We start from the raw sequence: 18,880 nt of genomic DNA on the forward strand, positions 1-18,880 counted from the left end.
CCCGCTGAAGAAGCGGGCACTTGTTGTTTAGAGCATTGAAGGCAGAACGCGGTCCGGTGGACAGTGTCCATCCATAAAGGCTTTGATGTTTATGATAACTTTCTCGCCCATATCCACACGCCCCTCTAGTGTGGAAGACCCCATATGTGGAAGAAGGACCACCTTTTTGGAGGCAATCAAACGGGGATTAATGGCAGGTTCGCGCTCGAAAACATCCAAAGCGGCCCCACCAAGTTCCCCTGCTTCAATTTGACGAATGAGAGCGTTTTCATCGACGATTTCACCACGTGCTGTATTCACCACATAAGCGTCAGGCTTCATCAACTTCAGGCGGCGGGCTGATAAGAGGTGGTAAGTTGCAGGTGTGTGGGGACAGTGAATGGAGACAACATCCATGCGGGCAAGCATTTGATCAAGGCTTTCCCAATAGGTTGCTTCCACTTCTTCTTCAATCTCAACCTGTTCACGAATGCGGTTGTGATAGTGAATGGACATGCCAAAGGCTTTTGCGCGGCGTGCGACGGCTTGACCAATGCGCCCAAAGCCAATAATTCCGAGTCTCTTGCCCCAAATGCGTCTGCCAAGCATCCAGTTGGGAGCCCAGCCAGCCCAGTCGCCTTCCTCCAGCTTCTCAATGCCTTCCACAAGCCTGCGTGGAACAGCAAGAATGAGGGCCATTGTCATATCCGCTGTGTCCTCGGTCATAACACCAGCGGTATTTGTAACAGCTATTCCGCGGTTATTTGCCGAGACCACATCGATGTTATCGACACCATTGCCGAAGTTGGCGATTATTTTAAGGTCCGGGCCAGCTTGAGCGAGTACAGAGGCATCTATTCGGTCTGTAACAGTGGGAACCAAAACATCGGCAGTTTTAACAGCCTCAACAAGCTCCGCCTGGCTGAACGGCACATCGCTGTCGTTTAATCGCGTATCAAATAACTCACGCATACGTGTTTCAACTGCTTCAGGCAGCTTGCGTGTTACAACCACAACGGGCTTTTTCTTGGGCATGTTTCCCGCCTTCTAACGTTCCATTTAGGGTTAATATACCCTATGTTTTTCACCTCTGGAGGGGGTGGACAACTTAAGAATCTCCTTAAGCACCAAATAAGTGTTAAACAACTCTTGCCAAATCTTTTAGATCAAACAAGATGGTGTTTAACAAAGCCCCATTAAACGACGAGTTTTTGGCCCGTCTTTTAGACATAACCTAAATACGATTCTGCCCCATGAAAAGATTCGAAACTACTATGGCAAAAAACAGTTTTCTCGCCCACAGAAATTTTTTAGGCGGACTAGCACTTATCACCTTTCTCTTGACTTTTAACGGCACTGCGTTTGCTCAGGCAGCTTCCATTGGAGCCTCCGGTTTGCCACTCCCAAGATATGTGAGTCTTAAGTCGGATCGTGTGAATGTTCGTGTTGGCCCAAGCCGAGAACATGATGTGGCTTGGACATTCGTTCGTGAACGCTTACCCGTTGAAATTATTCAAGAATACGACGAGTGGAGACGGATTAGAGACTGGGAGGGAAAGACCGGATGGGTCTTTAGAACACTACTTACCGGATATCGTTCGGCCTTAGTTAGCCCATGGGAAGGCTCTAGTGGTAACACGCCCTTACGCAAGAAGCCCGGACCCAATGAAAAGGTGGTTGCTGAATTGGAACCCTATGTTCTTATTGGGGTTTTGGAATGTAAGGACGGGTATTGCCGGGTGTCTGGAAAAGATTTTGAAGGTTGGGTGGATCAAACCCGTCTCTTTGGTGTTTATCCCGACGAAAATGTTGATTAAACTAAGAAAAACTGCGGTTTAAGGCCGCAGTTTTTCTGATCTTTTGAAAGAAGTTAGCGCAGCTGATCAAAAGCTTTCAGCTGTGAAAGACGGGGCATTGAAACAATATTGTAGCCCGAATCCACAAAATGGATTTCTCCGGTAACCCCACCAGACAAGCTGGACAGCAAATAAAGGCCTGAGCCTCCCAATTGCTCGGTGCTAACTGTGTCTGCCAGTGGTGAGTTAACCTGTTGATAGTTGTACATCTGGCGAGAATCAGCAATCCCCGCACCGGCTAAGGTGCGTACTGGACCCGCTGACATGGCATTGACGCGAATCCCCCGCTCACCATAATCCATCGCCAAATAACGGACAGAAGCTTCAAGTGCGGCTTTTGCAACGCCCATAACATTATAGTTAGGCATGACTCGTGTAGACCCACCATAGGTGAGTGTGAGCATGGACCCACCGTCAACCATCAGCTCGGCAGCACGCTTTGCAACTTCGGTAAAGGAGAAGCAGGATATCAACATGGTACGAGAGAAGTTCTCTCTGGTTGTGTCTGCGTAAAGGCCCTTTAGTTCACTCTTGTCTGAAAACGCAATCGCATGGACAAGGAAATCAATAGAGCCCCATTTTTCCTTTAATATATTGAAGACATTATCGACGCTTTCCAGATCTTCCACGTCGCAAGGTATCAATGTGTCGCAACCAATGCTGTCCGCAAGGGGTTTTACACGGCGGCCAAAGGCTTCCCCTTGATAGGTGAAAGCCATTTCCGCACCCTGATCAGCAAGCGATTTGGCAATGCTCCAAGCAATGGAATGGTCGTTTGCGACACCCATTACAAGGCCACGCTTACCTTTCATCAAATCGCTCATAGTAATTCTCCTAGAGACAACGGTAGTGTTCCCATTTCCATTTAATCTTGCTTAATCAGTGTAACGTTTGAAAACTACGGTTGCGTTGGTTCCACCAAAGCCAAAGCCATTGGAGAGAACGCAATTTAAACCAGCATTGTCAATCCGTTCGCGAACAATTGGCAAGTCGGAGAATTCTGGGTCAATTTCCTCAATATGGGCGGAAGAAGCAATGAAGTCCCCTTGCATCATGAGAAGAGAGTAGATTGCCTCATGAACACCAGCAGCCCCTAGAGAGTGACCGGAAAGGGATTTTGTTGCAGAAATTTTAGGGACTTTATCTCCAAAGACTTCGCGAATCGCTTGGATTTCTTTCACGTCGCCAACTGGAGTGGATGTGGCATGTGGGTTGATGTAGTCCACTTCACAGTCCACAGTTTCAAGCGCCAACTTCATACAGCGTGCAGCACCCTCACCGCTTGGTGCAACCATGTCATGGCCGTCTGATGTGGCTCCATAGCCGACAACCTCACCATAAATGGTTGCTCCGCGTGCTTTGGCATGCTCCAACTCTTCAAGAACCAGAATGCCGCCACCGCCTGCAATTACAAAGCCATCTCGGTTTTTATCGTAGGGACGCGATGCTGTCTCAGGAGTATCGTTATACTTGCTGGACATGGCGCCCATGGCATCAAACAGGTTGGATAGTGACCAGTGCAGATCTTCTCCGCCACCGGCAAAGACAATGTCCTGTTTGCCCCACTGGATCAGCTCGGCTGCGTTTCCGATACAGATATTCGTTGTCGCACAAGCAGCTGAAATGGAGTAATTTACTCCATGAATTTTAAAGGGAGTTGCAAGGGTCGCCGAGTTGGTTGAGCTCATAGCCTTTGGAACGGCTGTTGGGCCAATGCGGCGTGGACCTTTTTCACGGGTGATGTCGGCAGCTTCTACGATTGCTTGGGTAGAGGGGCCACCTGATCCCACGATGAGACCTGTGCGATCGTTGGAAACGAGCTCCTCGGAAAGTCCAGCATCAACAATGGCTTGCTCCATGGCAATATAGGCCCAAGCGGACCCTTCGCCCATAAAGCGTGTCGTACGACGATCGAGCTTTTCAAAAGGGTCAAGAGTGGGTTGTCCGTGGACCTGACAGCGGAATCCGAGCTCTGCGTACTTATCAGCGCGCACAATTCCCGATTTACCTTCACGCAGGCTTGCCTGAACTTCTTCAACATCGTTTCCTAGTGAGGAAACAATACCCATACCGGTAACGACCACACGCCTCATGAGGAACTCCCGTGGTTGATTACGGAAAGTCACGTATGGTAACTTTCCTATAATTATCAGATATCTCTCAAGTTATCTTGAGTACTATTATTTTGTTTCGGATGTGGCTTCTTCTTGGAAAAGCCCAACACGTAGATCTTTTGCAGTGAAGATTGTTTCTCCGTCTGCTTTTACCCAGCCATCAGCAATTGCAAGTTTCAGGCGCGAACGCATAACGCGTTTCATGTCTACACCAAACTCCAGCTTTTTGACGGAGGGAGTAACCATTCCTGTGAACTTAACTTCGCCTGAAGAAAGGGCACGACCTTTACCCGGCTCACCTAGCCACCCAAGGTAGAAGCCTGTCATTTGCCATAGAGCGTCAAGGCCCAGACAACCAGGCATTACCGGGTCACCAATGAAATGGCATTCGAAGAACCAAAGGTCAGGCTTGATCTCGAATTCGGAACGCATGTGACCTTTTCCGTACTCACCACCTTCTTCGGAAATCTGGGTGATACGGTCAAACATGAGCATGGGGGGGACTGGAAGCTGGGCGTTTCCCTGTCCGAAGAGTTCGCCGCGACCGCAGGCTAGGAGATCTTCATAATCATAACTTGAACGCTGTTCGTGCATTCTTTTTCCGCAAAGTTTTACACCATCATGACTTGGCAACAATAGTGAGCAGTTACAAAACCATGAGATGTTTGATTTCAATTATAAACTGTCGAGCAACTCCTATCACATGCTGTAACATACTGAAAGGGTCTCGCTAGCGGCAGGTGTTTAACGAGTAGTTCTGAAGGTGTTTAAGTATTGTTGCTATGTCAGCTTTAAGGGGATTTGATGATTTTTCATGCGTAAGTTAAACTGGTCGCAGAAGCGGGCCTCTTTGAGTTTTCCTATGAACTAAGAGAAAGAATTATACAATCTGGTTATAATTGTTTATGATAATGCTTCTTAGAAGCAATGAATATGTGAAGGTATTGATGGGTATCGTCGGCGAGGTCCTAGGTCAGGGTGTAAAAGATAAGCTAAGACATGCTGGTTTAAGGCCAACAAACCAACGTGTTGCGCTCGCTAACCTTCTGTTTGGGCAGGGAAATCGTCATATTTCCGCTGAGGAGCTTCACGAAGAGGCAATGGTTGCGAGTGTACCGGTCTCTCTTGCAACGGTTTATAATACACTGCACCAGTTCACAGAAGTAGGACTTTTGCGGGAAGTGGCTGTTGAAGGCACCAAGACCTATTTCGACACCAATACAACAGACCACCATCACTTCTTTTTTGAAGAAGAAAACCGCGTTGTTGATATACCTGTAAGTGGCCTGCAATTGGATAATATACCAGAACCACCTGAGGGTATGGAGATTTCCCGAGTTGAAATCGTCGTACGGGTCCGCAAAAAACTCGTGAGTTAACTGCACGGGTTTTTGGTCCCAAGCTAAACGATTCATTTCAAATCAGAGATTGATCTGCTTTTCCTTGCTTTTGCATTGGTCAAAGATAATGCAGCGATGGCATTCGGGCTTTCGGGCTTTGCAAATATAGCGCCCGTGCAGGATCAACCAGTGATGAGAATCGCGTATAAACTCTTTTGGTAGAATTTTCGCAAGCTTCTCCTCAACCTCCAGCGGAGTTTTTCCCGGAGCAAGACCAAGGCGGTTTCCCAGCCTGAAGAGATGCGTATCTACGGCAATGGTAGGCTGACCAAAAGCTATATTGAGCACCACATTTGCTGTTTTTCTTCCCACGCCCGGTAAAGCTTCCAGTTCTTCACGGGTTTGAGGCACTTTACCATCATGCTTGTCGATGAGCTGTTGGCACAACAGGTACACATTCTTCGCCTTTGTTTTGTAAAGGCCAATGGTGCGAATTTCTTCCCTGATACGATCCAGCCCAAGAGCCAGCATTTTCTCGGGAGTATCTGCCATTTGGAAGAGAAATTTTGTCGCTTTGTTAACACCAACATCAGTTGCTTGAGCGGATAAAACAACCGCGACCAACAAAGTGAACTCATTGGTGTGGTCCAACTCCCCTTTAGGCTCTGGGTTATAACGTTGAAAAACCTCAAATAACTCCTGTATTTCCTGCTTTGAATAACGGGAGCGGCGCACGGGCTTACGCTTTGCCTTCGTACCTGCTGTATTTAGAGCTTTTTTAGTCTGAGGCTGGATGATCTTTTGGTCAGTCATAGGATCTATATAGTTCATGTCCCCTAGCCGCCGCAATGAATCTGAGCAGGTAAGTGTAGAATTCCCTCAAAATAGTGAGACTGACTTTCCCGTGTTCTTTAGAGCTGTTCTGACGCCCTATCGGTCCCTGACTAAAACGGGAACCAGAATAGTGTTGGGAATTTTTGGAGGAGTTTTTACGGCTGTCTCCATAGCCTTCTATTTTATGGGTGCTTGGCTCATCTCATTGTTTTTATTAGCTATACCAATATTGCTAGGGTTTTGTTTCAGAAGAAACAACCTTGACGCCAAGGTATATGAAGAGGTCTCGGTATCCGCCCTTGAAGTTGTGGTAAAGCATGTCGCACTCAGGCGGAAGGTCTGTGAGTTCCGGTGTAACCCCTATTATGCCCGTCTGGAGAAAACAGAGGATACGGATGTAGAAATATCGCAGATTTTTCTGTTTGCCAGAGGACGGCGGGTGGAAATCGGGTGCTTCTTAAACCCTGCGGATCGCAGTTCTTTTTACCGCTCGTTTTCATTGGCATTACTTCAGGCGGTTCAAAATAACAGGGGCTACCCGTTAAACTAGTATTTGGTGTGCAGCTCGGTTATCGGGTCGTCTTCATTTTGTAATACTGGTAGGAGTTCATCACGAAATTTTTAAAAGAGGATAAGGGTGAAACCATGATTAATCTTGGTCAGGCTCTTAAAAAGTCTAAGCGTTTACATTCTGAAGAAGCTTTTGCGGACTATCGGGTCATTCAGGATACGCTTAAATCCATTAGTGACAGCTGGCGTGAGCAGCCATCGCTAGAAAGCCTTGCTCATCAGGTGGGTCTTCAGCCCATTCAGTTACAGCGGGTGTTTTCTCGGTGGGCAGGAATAACGCCCAAACAGTTTCTGCAGGCCATTACTTTGGACCATGCAAGGCAACTCCTAAAAGACTCCGCTTCTGTCTTTGAAACCTCCTATGAGCTGGGCTTATCAGGTCCTGCCCGATTGCATGATTTGTTTGTAACCCATGAGGCTATGACACCGGGCGAATATCGCCGCCGGGGAGAAGGTGTACAAATCTCCTATGGCTTTCACCAAAGTCCGTTTGGGAAAGCTCTCATAATGGCGACAGACAAAGGGCTTGCAGGGCTGGCCTTTGCTGATGATGGTGATGAACAGCAAGTGCTGGAAGATATGTGCCGCCGGTGGCCTGCCGCCCGGTTTATTCAAAACCCCAGCGTGACAGAGCCTTATATTCTACGTGTTTTCGATCCTGATCAATGGACGAGTGATAACCCCCTCAAACTGGTGTTTATCGGATCTGACTTTGAAATCCGTGTTTGGGAAACACTTCTTAAAATCCCTATGGGAGCTGCGACGACGTATTCTGACATTGCTGAAAGGGTCGGTAGCCCGAGAGCATCGCGAGCCGTGGGAACTGCGGTTGGGAAGAACCCGCTTGCTTTTGTTGTTCCCTGTCATCGCGTTTTGGGAAAAAGTGGCAAGCTCTGTGGCTACCACTGGGGTCTAACCCGCAAAAAAGCAATTATGGGATGGGAAATGGGGTTTGCACTCAATCAAGAGGGCTAGGCTTTAACCTCATGACCAACAAAAAGAGCGGACAGTACTGCCCGCTCTGACGTTTTAAAATCAAAGAATTAGAGGTCGAATCCGAGCATTTTACCGACGGTGAAGACGTCTTTGTCACCGCGCCCACACAGGTTCATGACAATAATCTGGTCTTTATCCATTTGTGGAGCCAGTTTTACCACTTGGGCCAATGCATGGCTTGGTTCTAGTGCCGGAATGATCCCCTCAACACGGGTCAGCATTTGGAACGCATCAAGCGCTTCGGTATCGGTGGCCGTCACATACGTCACTCGACCTGTGTCTTTCAGCCATGAGTGCTCTGGACCAATGCCGGGATAATCCAGACCGGCGGAAATGGAGTGGCCTTCCAAAATCTGCCCATCATCATCTTGTAGCAGGTAAGTCCGGTTTCCATGTAGAACGCCGGGTTTTCCGGCTGTCAAAGATGCACAATGCTCGTCACCTTCCAGCCCGCGACCACCTGCTTCAACACCGTAGATTTTTACAGATTTGTCATCAAGGAATGGATGGAACAGGCCGATGGCATTGGAACCACCTCCAACGGCTGCCACAAGTGCGTCCGGCAGGCGTCCTTCCATTTCCATCATCTGCTTTTTGGTTTCGTCCCCAATAACAGATTGGAAGTCACGGACCATTTCCGGATATGGGTGCGGGCCTGCGGCGGTTCCGATCAGGTAGTAGGTATCTTCAACATTTGTCACCCAGTCTCTCAGCGCTTCGTTCATAGCGTCTTTGAGAGTTCCTGCACCTGCGGTTACCGGAACAATTTCGGCGCCCAGAAGCTTCATTCTGAAAACATTTGGCTTTTGGCGCTCTACATCTGTTGCCCCCATGTAAACAACACATGGCAAACCAAAACGGGCACAGACTGTGGCTGTGGCAACACCGTGCTGCCCTGCGCCGGTTTCAGCAATGATGCGCTTTTTGCCCATGCGCTTTGCCAGAAGGATCTGCCCCAAACAATTGTTAATTTTGTGGGAGCCTGTGTGGTTTAACTCATCACGCTTGAAGTAAACTTTCGCGCCGCCCAGCTCTTCCGTCAGGCGCTCTGCAAAATAAAGCGGGGATGGCCGACCAGTGTAATATTTATTGAGGTTCTTGACTTCATCCAGAAACGTCTCGTCGGCTTTTGCAGCACTATAAGCTTTTTCCAGATCGAGGATAAGAGGCATAAGTGTTTCGGCAACGAAACGACCGCCAAAATTACCGAAGTGACCACAATCATCTGGACCTGAGCGTAAGGTGTTTGGGGTTTGATTCATCGGATGGTCCTTAAACTTTCAGGTTAGCTTGCGTGGCTTCACGCACAAACGTTTTAATCAACTCAATATCCTTTAGTCCTTTCTGGCTTTCAACACCAGAGGAGACATCGACCCCAAGAGCGCCTGATAGAACGAGGGCGTTTCGTACATTTTCAGGGTTTAAGCCACCTGAAAGCATCCACGGTTTTTCAAGTTCAAGATTATTGAGAATATTCCAATCAAAGCTGACGCCGTTTCCACCGGGTAAGTCTGCATCTTTGGGTGGTTTGGCATCAAAAAGAAAACGGTCAATACTGTCTTCATAGCCCAGAGCCGAGTCAAGGTCACTTTTCTCAGCAATTCCGAAAGCTTTCATAACCGGAATATTGAAGAGCGCGCGCACTTCCTTTGCCCGCTCTTTTGTTTCCGAGCCATGAAGCTGGATCAGGTCGGGGGAGCAAGCTTCTACAACTTGTTCCAGATCGCTATTTTCCATATTCACGGTCAGGGCAACAACTGTAGCCTTGCCCTTCACAAGGGCGGAGAGCTCTTTGGCCTTGCTGAGCGAAATATGGCGTGGACTTTTGGGAAAAAACACAAAGCCGATCATATCCGCTCCAGCTTCAAGAGCAGCATTAACTGTAGCTTCATTTGATAGTCCGCAAATTTTTATGAGAGGCTTACTCACCACATTTAGACCTTGTTCTCACGTAAGTATCAACCGCATTTAAAGCAGAAAACGTAATCCAAGTCACCTCTCCTGGTGAGCACTGAACTGATTACGAGACGGGTACAATGAGAAAAATGAAAAGATATCTGACGATCGCCTTTCTGGTTTTAATAGCAGCAATCCTGATTGGTGGTCCCTTTGTGCAGGCAAAGGCTCAAACCACCTCCCTACGCTATCACATGGAAGCTCCTGTTATGTACAAGCAGGTTTGCGCTGGCTCCTTGCAATGTGGGAAATCTCTTCCTTGACAAGGCCTGCTACATCCAGATAGAAAACTCAGGTTCAATGGTATTTCTGGACAAATTCAAATCTTGCTCGGTTTATCTTTAATAAAGAACGAGCTTTTATTGTCAGCCTAGGAGGTGCGTTTTATGATTGTTGTTTCCCATCTTCAGGTAGGTTTGACCTTTCAAGTTTAAGGCCGCTTAGCGCCTCTTTATTTCTTCCTGCCTGACGAAGCCTTGGCCCGCATGCGTTTGCTGCGGCGCGCATTCTTTGTGTTTCCAATCATGGCATATTCAATGAATTCCAGTCTGCTCGACCTTGGATGGTCGTCTTTTTTTATGATGCAGCTCGAAACCTATGAGCTGAATGAACTTACACCTGCCCGTGTTTCAAAGGTTCACCGTAATGAGCTTCGGGTAATTACGACAAACGGTGAACTGATCCCCATTCTTCCCTCCAATACAAGTTCCGGTGAATACGCCGTTGGAGATTGGGTCCTCTTAGAGGCGCAAGCTAAAGTAAATCGACGTCTTGAACGGTTCTCCTGCCTAGAACGTGGGGCCGCTGGAGAGGATGCTCGTACTCAGTTGATTGCAACAAACCTTGATGTTTTGTTCATTACGACATCTTGCAATGCCGATTTTAATATCGCCCGCCTTGAACGCTACATAGTTATGGCGGCCCAGTCCGGCATTCAGCCCGTGGTACTGCTGGGTAAGGCTGATCTTTGTGATGATATTCAAGAATATATAAATCACACTGCTTCTTTGGGCCAAAACATACCGGTTATCGCGCTGGATAACAGGGAGCAAGATCAGGTAGAGCAGTTATTCAACTGGTGGAAAAAGGGACAAACCGCTGCTTTGTGCGGTTCCTCTGGCGTTGGCAAAACAACACTCCTCAATACAATGACAGGAGAGAACGCCACCACTCGATATATTCGTGAGGATGATGCAAAGGGGCGCCACACGACCACGTCTCGTGGTCTTTATAAAACCCCCAATGGTCGATGGGTTATTGATACTCCGGGAATGAGAGAGCTCCGCCTGTTTGATGTGAGTGATGGGATCAATGCCGTATTTGATGATCTTGTAGAACTGGCGGGCAACTGCCGTTTTTCTAACTGTCAACACGACAGCGAACCACATTGCGCCATTCAAAGGGCCATCAATGAGGGGATGTTGGAAGAAAAGCGCTTCAAACGCTGGCAAAAACTCTTGCGGGAAGATCATTACAACAGCGAAACAATTGCCCAAAGACGGAAACGGCAAAAAAAGTTTGCCATGCATGCCAAGCACACATCATCCACGAACAGAATTTTGAAGGGATATTAGCGGCAGAGCGTACGCCTGTTTCTAATAGACCTGAAGGCACGGGAAAGGAAGGGCCTCGCTTTTCTTTCCCGTCTCCGGAGAATTTGATGACATTACTACCTATGAATAATGACCTGAAAAACTTGGAAATTTCTTACGCGCATTTCAATGCAGAACGCGCTCTTTCCGCAGCTTCTGAAAGTCGGTTCTACCTCACAAACATTGGCGGTCTGACACTCTTGATTGATGAGAACCGCCCTCGTGATAACCGTATACTGGGCCTGTGTGACAGGGAGCTGGAAAATCTGCCGCTTGCGATGCGGGAATATTCCTCTTTTGGCATCAAGCCTCGCATTGATCTTGAACCAGAGGCTTTAACTGTAAAGACAACGCAGATCCTTAGAAAACTAGGATATCATCCCTCTCAATCCTTGATATTTCTTGCAATGGAAACCAACGACGGAGCAGGTAACTCTTCCTCTCAAGTTACTGTCGAAGTGATTTCACATAACCGCGTTGATACATTTTTGGAGGTTTTGAAAAAAACGACAGGACTTACATGTGATGATGATCTCTGGCAGAGGCGCAAGCATCTTTATTGTACTGACAAGTTTGTGGGCTTTGTCGCTTATTTTGAAGGTGTCCCGTGTGCCTGTGCAACTCTTTTCATAGAGGGAACCAAAGGCATTTTAGCGAATGCTATCACGCTTGAGCCTTACCGTGGGCGAGGTTGCCAACAGGCACTGCTTCAAACGCGTATAAATTATGCACGTTTGAGGGATGTTCAGGTGCTTTTGACAGATGTTTTACCCAACAGCATCAGCCTGCGTAACTGTCAACGAGCCGGTTTTTCGCCCGTTAATCTGCGGAATCTATGGGAATACGTTGTGTAAGTGACGGTAAACTTGGGCGAAGGCCCTTAAGATAACTTTGGATTGAAAAATTTTGGATAAGGAGGCTTAAAAGCGGCTTGTTGACTGTCCGTTTTGGCCTTTGACACTGCCCACTCGATTAAATGCGGTGGGCAGTGTTTCATAATTTCTGGTGGTCCTAAAAGCACAGGACGCGCGTCCTGCGCATCCAATCAAATGGTGTAGAACCTAGGTAATATTAAAGGCCGCAATTGCCGCCATGTTGAAGATATCGGTGTCTTTCGCGCCGATTGGTACGATTTGAACTGGCTGGTCCATTCCCACCAAAAGAGGCCCGATTACTGTAGCTCCACCCAGTTCCTGCAGCATGTTTGTTGCAATGGAAGCGGAGTGGAAGGCTGGCATGACAAGAACGTTTGCAGTGTCAGATAAACGGCAGAACGGGTAAGCCGCCATTTTATCCATATTCAACGCAACTTCAGCGCCCATTTCACCATCATACTCAAAATCAACATGACGGTTATCTAGGATTTTTACAGCCTCTATGAGGCGGTCAGAGCGCTCGCCTTTTGGATGTCCAAAAGTGGAGTTTGCCAGCAGACCGACACGTGGTTCATATCCAAGGCGGCGGGCAACGTGGGCCGCTTCCTCTGCAATATCTGCAAGCTCTTCGGATGTTGGCATCTCGTGAACAGCAGTATCTGCCACCAGAACGGTTTTTTCGCGGCTGATGATTAGGGAAACACCAATAACGGTATGTCCGGGTTTGGCATCAATGCAGTGGCGGATTGTTTCAAGAGCAACAGAATAATTGCGTGTTAAGCCTGTTACCATGCCATCCGCATCGCCTTTGGCCACCATAATGGATGCCCAATAGTTCCTGTCACTGTTTACCAGCCGCTGGCAGTCGCGGTGCAGGAAGCCTTGACGCTGCAATTTGGAGTATAGGAAGTCGGCATACTCACTGTTTTGGTTTGAAATTCGAGCATTTTCAATGGTGATGCCCTGCCGGTTGATATCAATACCGGCGGATGCAGCATTGGCCCTGATTTCATCCTCGCGGCCCACCAGAATTGCTTCACCCAAATCATGCGCCACATAAGAGGAGGCAGCGCGGATAACGGCCTCTTCCTCACCCTCGGCAAAAACAATCCGTTTGGGATTACTTCTAACTTTGGAAACGATATTTTGAACTGTGCCCGCAACCGGATCGCGTCTTGATTTTAGGTGGTTTGTGTAGTTCTCGAAATCGACGATCGGCCTTTTGGCAACACCGCTGTCGATGGCTGCCCGTGCGACCGCCGGTGGAATAACGGAAATGAGACGTGGGTCAAATGGCACCGGAATAATATATTCGGGTCCGAAACGAGGTCTTGTTCCCCTGTATGCTGCGGCAACATCATCGGGCACTTCCTCCCGTGCCAACTTAGCCAGAGCTTGCGCACAGGCAATTTTCATCTCATCGTTGATTGTGGTTGCATGCACATCCAGAGCACCGCGGAAAATATAGGGGAAGCCAAGAACATTATTGACCTGATTGGGATAATCAGAACGCCCTGTTGCAATGATCGCGTCATTGCGGATTTCCGCCGCTTCTTCCGGTGTAATTTCTGGATCCGGATTTGCCATTGCGAAAATAATCGGCTTTGCGGCCATAGAACTGAGCATATCGGGGGTCAGGGCACCTTTTACGGATACACCAAGGAACACGTCAGCCCCATCCAGAGCTTCCGCGAGTGTCCTTTTGTCGGTTTCAATAGCGTGTGCGCTCTTCCACTGGTTCATGCCCTCGGGGCGACCATTGTAAATAACGCCTTTGGTGTCGCAAAGAATGACGTTGTCATGGGGGACGCCCATTGCTTTGATGAGTTCAATACAAGCAATGCCTGCAGCCCCTGCCCCGTTACAGACAACTTTGGTGTCTTTGATATGCCGATCTGTCAGGTGAAGAGCGTTGATCAGGCCTGCTGCTGCGATAATCGCCGTGCCGTGCTGATCATCATGAAATACGGGTATATCCATGAGTTCGCGAAGACGCTGCTCGATGATGAAGCAATCCGGAGCCTTGATGTCTTCCAGATTGATGCCGCCAAAAGACGGGCCCAGATAGCGAACGCTATTGATGAACTCATCCACGTCTGTGGTATCAACTTCCAAGTCGATTGAATCCACATCAGCGAACCGTTTGAACAGGACAGCCTTACCCTCCATTACCGGCTTGGAGGCAAGAGCACCCAGATTTCCCATTCCCAAAATAGCGGTACCGTTTGATATCACTGCAACCATATTTCCACGGGTGGTGTAATCAAAGGCCTTGCTTGGGTCGTTGGCGATCTCTTGAACAGGTACGGCAACACCTGGAGAGTATGCCAAACTCAGGTCTCGCTGAGTTGCCATAGATTTAGTTGGGGTTATTTCTAGTTTACCAGGCCTGCCTTGCTGATGGAATTGAAGGGCATCTTGATCTGTAAAATTAATTTGGCTGTTTGCCGTTTTATCCGTTGCTGGCATTTATTATGAACCTTTTTTCGAGTCAGCCTGAGTACCACTAGTGAAATGTGCTGAACCTTATCCCCGTAAAATCGCTATCTCAAGCTTTCAGAGCTACGAACAATCGTGAAAGAGCCTATCCATTTTGGTAAGGTTTCCAGCATGACGACGAAATCTGCTACAAAAAAAGCTGGCGACGTAAATCGCGTAACGCCGATGATGGCGCAGTACCTTGAAATCAAAGCTGCAAACTCTGACAGTCTGCTCTTCTACCGAATGGGTGACTTCTACGAGCTGTTTTTTGAGGATGCCGAAAATGCATCTCGGGCGCTTGGAATTACTCTGACTAAACGGGGTAAGCATCAGGGCGAGGATATTCCCATGTGCGGGGTTCCCGTTCATGCCGCTGATGATTACCTGCAAAAACTTATTGGCCTTGGTTTTCGTGTCGCTGTGTGTGAGCAGACTGAAAGTCCTGCTGAGGCCAAAAAACGGGGTGCGAAGTCGGTTGTCCAGCGTGATGTTGTTCGCCTTGTGACACCGGGAACATTGACCGAAGACCGCCTACTGGATGCGAAGCGCAATAACTATCTGGCTGCCGTTTCACGTTTGAAAGCTGGAGTTGGCGGCGACGCCAACCTGTTTGGCCTTGCGTGGATTGATATGTCTACGGGTTCGTTTCGGGTTGCTGAATCTGATGATGTACGGCTCGGGGCGGACCTTGCACGTATAGAGCCCAGTGAGCTTGTCGTTGCCGACGCTGTTTTGCAAGAACCAGACATTCGTATGGTGCTGGAGGGAGGAAATGCGGCGCTCTCCCCTGTACCTAAAGCTTATTTCGACGGAGCCACAGCGGCCGATCGCCTCTCCTCTTTTTTCGGCGTTGGCACACTGGATGGTTTTGCCAGCTACTCTCGCGCCGAGTTGACAGCTGCTGCCGCTGTTCTGGCCTACATTGAGAAAACTCAATTGGGGGAACGCCCCCTTCTCGACCGCCCGTCCAAGGAAGCTGCAACGGGTCAAATGCTTATTGATCCTGCAACGCGAGCAAACCTTGAGCTGACGCGCACTTTGAGCGGCGAACGACGGGGCAGTTTGCTATCTGCCCTTGATAAAACGGTTACAGGTGCGGGTTCCCGCCTGTTAACCAGCCGTCTGGCAAGCCCGCTGACCGATCCGGATCAGATCAATAAACGCTATGATACTGTAGATTGTTTCACATCCGATACGATGTTGCGGGAAGATGTTCGCTCGCTGTTGAAAGCAGCTCCAGACATGCCCCGTGCGTTGTCTCGCCTTGCCGTAGGGCGCGGTGGACCACGTGATTTGCAAAGCATTGCTTTAAGCTTGGAAACTGCCCGTGAAATTGCAGGGCTGATTGCGAGCAGTAATGTGCAATCAGTAGAAATTCTGCATGCTTTGGAGTGCTTGAGACAAGCGCCGCATGAGTTGGGAGAAACGCTGGTTCAGGCCATTGGTGACGAGCCGCCTCTCCTTAAAAGGGATGGTGGATTTGTTGCAAAGGGCTACAACACTGATCTGGATGAGCTGAAATCCTTACGCGATGAAAGCCGTAAGGTTATTGCGCAGATGCAGGCCGACCTATCCGAGGAACTTGGAGTTCGTTCCTTGAAAATTAAGCACAATAATGTGCTTGGCTGGTTTATGGAGGCCCCAACAGCCCAATGTGAACCGTTTTCCTCTAATAGTGCGCGCTTTATTCACCGGCAGACTATGGCCGGCGCCATGCGCTTCACCACCACGGAGCTTGCTGACCTTGAATCCAAGATTGCAAGTGCAGGTGAACGTGCTCTTGCCATTGAGCTGGAAATTTTTGAAGAGCTCGCCAAAGCGATTATCACGGCAGGCCCAAAAATCAAATCTGCGTCCGATGCTCTGGCCCTGTTAGATGTCTCGATTTCTTTTGCCGTTCTGGCAGAAGCAGAAAACTACATTCGGCCAATGGTAGATTCTTCACTCGCCTTTGATATTCAAGGCGGACGCCATCCAGTTGTGGAACAGGCACTGCGGAAGACCTCCGGCGAACAGTTTGTTGCGAACAACGCGAATTTGGGGCCAAGCGGGGATGAACTCGGCCAGATCTGGCTAATTACCGGTCCCAATATGGCTGGTAAATCCACATTCTTGAGGCAAAATGCGCTCATTTCCGTTCTTGCCCAGATAGGGTGTTTTGTCCCTGCCGATGCCGCCCACATTGGGGTTGTCGACCGTTTATTCTCGCGGGTTGGTGCGGCTGACGATTTGGCTCGTGGCCGTTCGACCTTCATGGTGGAAATGGTCGAAACTGCTGCCATTCTCAATCAGGCAACCGAGCGCTCGCTGGTTATTCTTGATGAAATTGGACGCGGAACAGCGACGTTTGACGGTCTGTCGATTGCTTGGGCGGCTATTGAACACCTGCATGAAACCAATCGTTCCCGCTCCTTGTTTGCAACACACTACCATGAACTGACGGCGCTTTCGAACCGCTTATCGCGGCTCGACAATGCGACTGTCAGGGTTAAAGAGTGGAATGGAGAAGTGGTCTTTCTTCATGAAATTGTGCCCGGAGCGGCTGACCGTTCCTATGGTATTCAAGTTGCCAAGTTGGCAGGGCTGCCAAAAGCGGTTGTTCAAAGAGCGCAGATGGTCCTGACGCAACTGGAAGAGCAGGATCATAAAGGGTCCTCTGAAGCTCTTATTGATGACCTTCCGTTGTTTGCCGGCTTCAACAAGCCTCTGGAACAGATAGCTGAAACAGAAGTTCAGCAACCTGAAAACAACCAAGTGATTGATTTGCTGGAAACGTTTGACCCTGATGAGATGACACCAAGGCAAGCACATGAGGCGCTATATGCGCTCAAGCAATCGCTGAAAGACAAACAAGCTGAAAACTAAAGATTGATGGTCATGAGTAGTTTAAAAATCAAACGCCTAGCAAATAATCAGGACTTGGCTCTTCCCGCCTATGAGTCCTTGGATGCCGCCGGTATGGACCTGAGGGCCGCCAATTTTGACCCCATTGAACTATTGCCCGGCGAGCATGCTTTGATTGAGACAGGCTTATCAATGGAGATACCTAGAGGGTTTGAGGGGCAAGTTCGTCCTCGCTCTGGTTTGGCAGCAAAACACGCAGTGACAGTGCTGAACTCCCCTGGAACTGTCGATTCTGATTATCGTGGTGAAGTGAAGGTGATCCTCATTAATCACGGAAGGAAGCCTTTCATAATTGAACGCGGTATGCGGATAGCTCAAATGGTAATTGCTCCTGTTGTTCAAATGGCAACTGAGGAAGTGACCGAACTGGATGAGACAGATCGGGGAACTGGCGGCTTCGGTTCCTCTGGAAGTCACTAGAGTGTATCGCCGAAAAGTGGATGACGGTTTTCGGTTAAAGATACGCGCCTAAACAACAGGTTAAGGCATTGAGCTGTTTCAATGAAACGTCTCAATGCCTTAAGGTCTTATTGGGAGTAACTCATCATGCCTCCAAGATTGGTAATTTTTGATTGTGACGGTGTTTTGGTAGATACCGAAACGATTGCCAATGAAATCCTATCAAGATTTGCTGAGGACTTGGGGTTAGACCTGTCCCCTGAGGAGTGCCAAAGACGCTTTCAGGGGTTGTCTTTAGGGGCTGTGAAGGGAGAGCTGGAAACGCTTTCAGCTTGTCTTCTGCCTATCAACTGGATCGATCAGGTTCGGCAAGCGGATATAAAGGCATTTCAAAAAGGCATAGACCCTATCGCGAATATTGAAGGCCAGATATTGAGATTGAAAGAGTGCTCTGTTCCCTTTTGTGTTGCCTCCTCCGGAAGCTATGCAAAAATGCACACCACGCTTGGGGCAGCTGGTTTACTTAAATATTTTCAAGAGGTTCTCTATTCCGCTCAAGATGTTGAAAATGGTAAGCCCGCGCCCGATGTGTTCCTCTATGCGGCCCGTGAAATGGGATACACTCCCGATCAGTGCGTTGTCATAGAAGATAGTATGGCGGGCATAGTCGGGGCAAAGGCCGCAGGCATGAGTGTCTTGGCGTATATGCAGAATTCTTTTTTGGATCAAGAGCAAGTCATCGGTTCTGGAGCTACGCCTTTTTCAGATATGAGGGAGCTTCCGAGGCTTTTACACTTATTATAGAATTCTAATATCTACTTTAATGGGCATGTATTTCTAAATTTATAGCCGGTTCTGGTAGTAAATTTCTTTTTGGTTTGGTTTTACTATTTATCTAGCCTAGCCTCATTCAAATATGCGTCCTAAAGTGCATTCAAGATAATTTGTATCACCTAGATTGATCTAATAATAAACTTGGAGGAT

The 18,880-nt window shown here is 48.4% G+C and carries 18 protein-coding genes; 10 read left to right on the forward strand and 8 right to left on the reverse strand.

Going from position 1 to position 18,880, the window contains the following annotated elements; all coding sequences use genetic code 11:
* Window positions 1–27 precede the first annotated feature (27 nt).
* On the reverse strand, window positions 28–1,014 hold the full coding sequence (locus tag P6574_RS19980) for a 2-hydroxyacid dehydrogenase (RefSeq protein ID WP_310621958.1): 987 nt from the start codon (window positions 1,012–1,014) through the stop codon (window positions 28–30).
* Window positions 1,015–1,253: 239 nt separating this feature from the next.
* Between P6574_RS19980 and P6574_RS19985 the strand changes: the two genes are divergently transcribed.
* Window positions 1,254–1,796 (forward strand): SH3 domain-containing protein, encoded by a 543-nt coding sequence (locus tag P6574_RS19985; RefSeq protein WP_310621959.1) that lies wholly within the window; start codon window positions 1,254–1,256, stop codon window positions 1,794–1,796.
* 53 nt (window positions 1,797–1,849) lie between these two features.
* On the opposite strand, the gene fabI is transcribed toward P6574_RS19985, so the two are convergent.
* The 3 genes from fabI to fabA all read right to left on the reverse strand — a co-directional run bounded on the left by fabI (window position 1,850) and on the right by fabA (window position 4,543).
* Window positions 1,850–2,659 (reverse strand): enoyl-ACP reductase FabI, encoded by an 810-nt coding sequence (gene fabI, locus P6574_RS19990; RefSeq protein ID WP_310621960.1) that lies wholly within the window; start codon window positions 2,657–2,659, stop codon window positions 1,850–1,852.
* 51 nt (window positions 2,660–2,710) lie between these two features.
* Window positions 2,711–3,928, reverse strand: a complete 1,218-nt coding sequence (gene fabB / locus P6574_RS19995) for a beta-ketoacyl-ACP synthase I (protein WP_310621961.1) — start codon at window positions 3,926–3,928, stop codon at window positions 2,711–2,713.
* 87 nt (window positions 3,929–4,015) lie between these two features.
* Window positions 4,016–4,543 carry a 3-hydroxyacyl-[acyl-carrier-protein] dehydratase FabA gene (gene fabA / locus P6574_RS20000; protein WP_310621962.1) on the reverse strand — a complete coding sequence of 176 codons (528 nt, stop codon included), beginning with the start codon at window positions 4,541–4,543 and terminating at the stop codon, window positions 4,016–4,018.
* A gap of 353 nt (window positions 4,544–4,896) precedes the next feature.
* Between fabA and irrA the strand changes: the two genes are divergently transcribed.
* Window positions 4,897–5,328, forward strand: a complete 432-nt coding sequence (gene irrA, locus P6574_RS20005) for an iron response transcriptional regulator IrrA (RefSeq protein WP_310622209.1) — start codon at window positions 4,897–4,899, stop codon at window positions 5,326–5,328.
* A gap of 42 nt (window positions 5,329–5,370) precedes the next feature.
* Here irrA and nth read toward each other — a convergent pair whose 3' ends face one another.
* A complete protein-coding gene (nth, locus tag P6574_RS20010) occupies window positions 5,371–6,102 on the reverse strand; it encodes an endonuclease III (RefSeq protein ID WP_310621963.1) in 732 nt (243 codons plus the stop codon).
* Window positions 6,103–6,118: 16 nt separating this feature from the next.
* Between nth and P6574_RS20015 the strand changes: the two genes are divergently transcribed.
* Window positions 6,119–6,673, forward strand: a complete 555-nt coding sequence (locus tag P6574_RS20015; protein ID WP_310621964.1) for a DUF2244 domain-containing protein — start codon at window positions 6,119–6,121, stop codon at window positions 6,671–6,673.
* A gap of 95 nt (window positions 6,674–6,768) precedes the next feature.
* A complete protein-coding gene (locus tag P6574_RS20020) occupies window positions 6,769–7,668 on the forward strand; it encodes a methylated-DNA--[protein]-cysteine S-methyltransferase (protein ID WP_310621965.1) in 900 nt (299 codons plus the stop codon).
* Window positions 7,669–7,736: 68 nt separating this feature from the next.
* Here P6574_RS20020 and trpB read toward each other — a convergent pair whose 3' ends face one another.
* Window positions 7,737–8,951, reverse strand: a complete 1,215-nt coding sequence (gene trpB, locus P6574_RS20025) for a tryptophan synthase subunit beta (RefSeq protein WP_310621966.1) — start codon at window positions 8,949–8,951, stop codon at window positions 7,737–7,739.
* Window positions 8,952–8,961: 10 nt separating this feature from the next.
* Window positions 8,962–9,618, reverse strand: coding sequence for a phosphoribosylanthranilate isomerase (locus P6574_RS20030; protein WP_310621967.1), 657 nt, complete (start codon window positions 9,616–9,618; stop codon window positions 8,962–8,964).
* Between the two features lie 116 nt (window positions 9,619–9,734).
* On the opposite strand from P6574_RS20030, the gene P6574_RS20035 reads away from it, so the two are divergent.
* From P6574_RS20035 to P6574_RS20045, 3 genes are all read left to right on the forward strand, one after another.
* On the forward strand, window positions 9,735–9,908 hold the full coding sequence (locus P6574_RS20035; RefSeq protein ID WP_310621968.1) for a hypothetical protein: 174 nt from the start codon (window positions 9,735–9,737) through the stop codon (window positions 9,906–9,908).
* 273 nt (window positions 9,909–10,181) lie between these two features.
* Window positions 10,182–11,219: a ribosome small subunit-dependent GTPase A gene (gene rsgA, locus P6574_RS20040; RefSeq protein ID WP_310621969.1), complete on the forward strand. Its 1,038-nt coding sequence runs from the start codon at window positions 10,182–10,184 to the stop codon at window positions 11,217–11,219.
* Between the two features lie 86 nt (window positions 11,220–11,305).
* A complete protein-coding gene (locus P6574_RS20045) occupies window positions 11,306–12,091 on the forward strand; it encodes a GNAT family N-acetyltransferase (RefSeq protein WP_310621970.1) in 786 nt (261 codons plus the stop codon).
* Between the two features lie 207 nt (window positions 12,092–12,298).
* On the opposite strand, the gene P6574_RS20050 is transcribed toward P6574_RS20045, so the two are convergent.
* Window positions 12,299–14,581 (reverse strand): NADP-dependent malic enzyme, encoded by a 2,283-nt coding sequence (locus P6574_RS20050; protein ID WP_310621971.1) that lies wholly within the window; start codon window positions 14,579–14,581, stop codon window positions 12,299–12,301.
* 141 nt (window positions 14,582–14,722) lie between these two features.
* Here P6574_RS20050 and mutS point away from each other — a divergent pair, with 141 nt between their 5' ends.
* The 3 genes from mutS (at window position 14,723) to P6574_RS20065 (ending at window position 18,700) form a co-directional block, all read left to right on the forward strand.
* The gene (mutS, locus tag P6574_RS20055; RefSeq protein WP_310621972.1) at window positions 14,723–17,458 is read left to right on the forward strand and encodes a DNA mismatch repair protein MutS; all 2,736 of its coding nucleotides are present in this window, start codon (window positions 14,723–14,725) and stop codon (window positions 17,456–17,458) included.
* Between the two features lie 12 nt (window positions 17,459–17,470).
* Complete coding sequence (gene dut, locus P6574_RS20060; protein WP_310621973.1) at window positions 17,471–17,917, forward strand: dUTP diphosphatase; 447 nt, start codon at window positions 17,471–17,473, stop codon at window positions 17,915–17,917.
* Window positions 17,918–18,043: 126 nt separating this feature from the next.
* A complete protein-coding gene (locus tag P6574_RS20065; RefSeq protein ID WP_310621974.1) occupies window positions 18,044–18,700 on the forward strand; it encodes an HAD family hydrolase in 657 nt (218 codons plus the stop codon).
* The last annotated feature ends 180 nt before the right edge of the window (window positions 18,701–18,880 follow it).

The sequence above is a fragment of the Pseudovibrio sp. M1P-2-3 genome (assembly GCF_031501865.1).
Lineage (GTDB): Bacteria > Pseudomonadota > Alphaproteobacteria > Rhizobiales > Stappiaceae > Pseudovibrio > Pseudovibrio corallicola.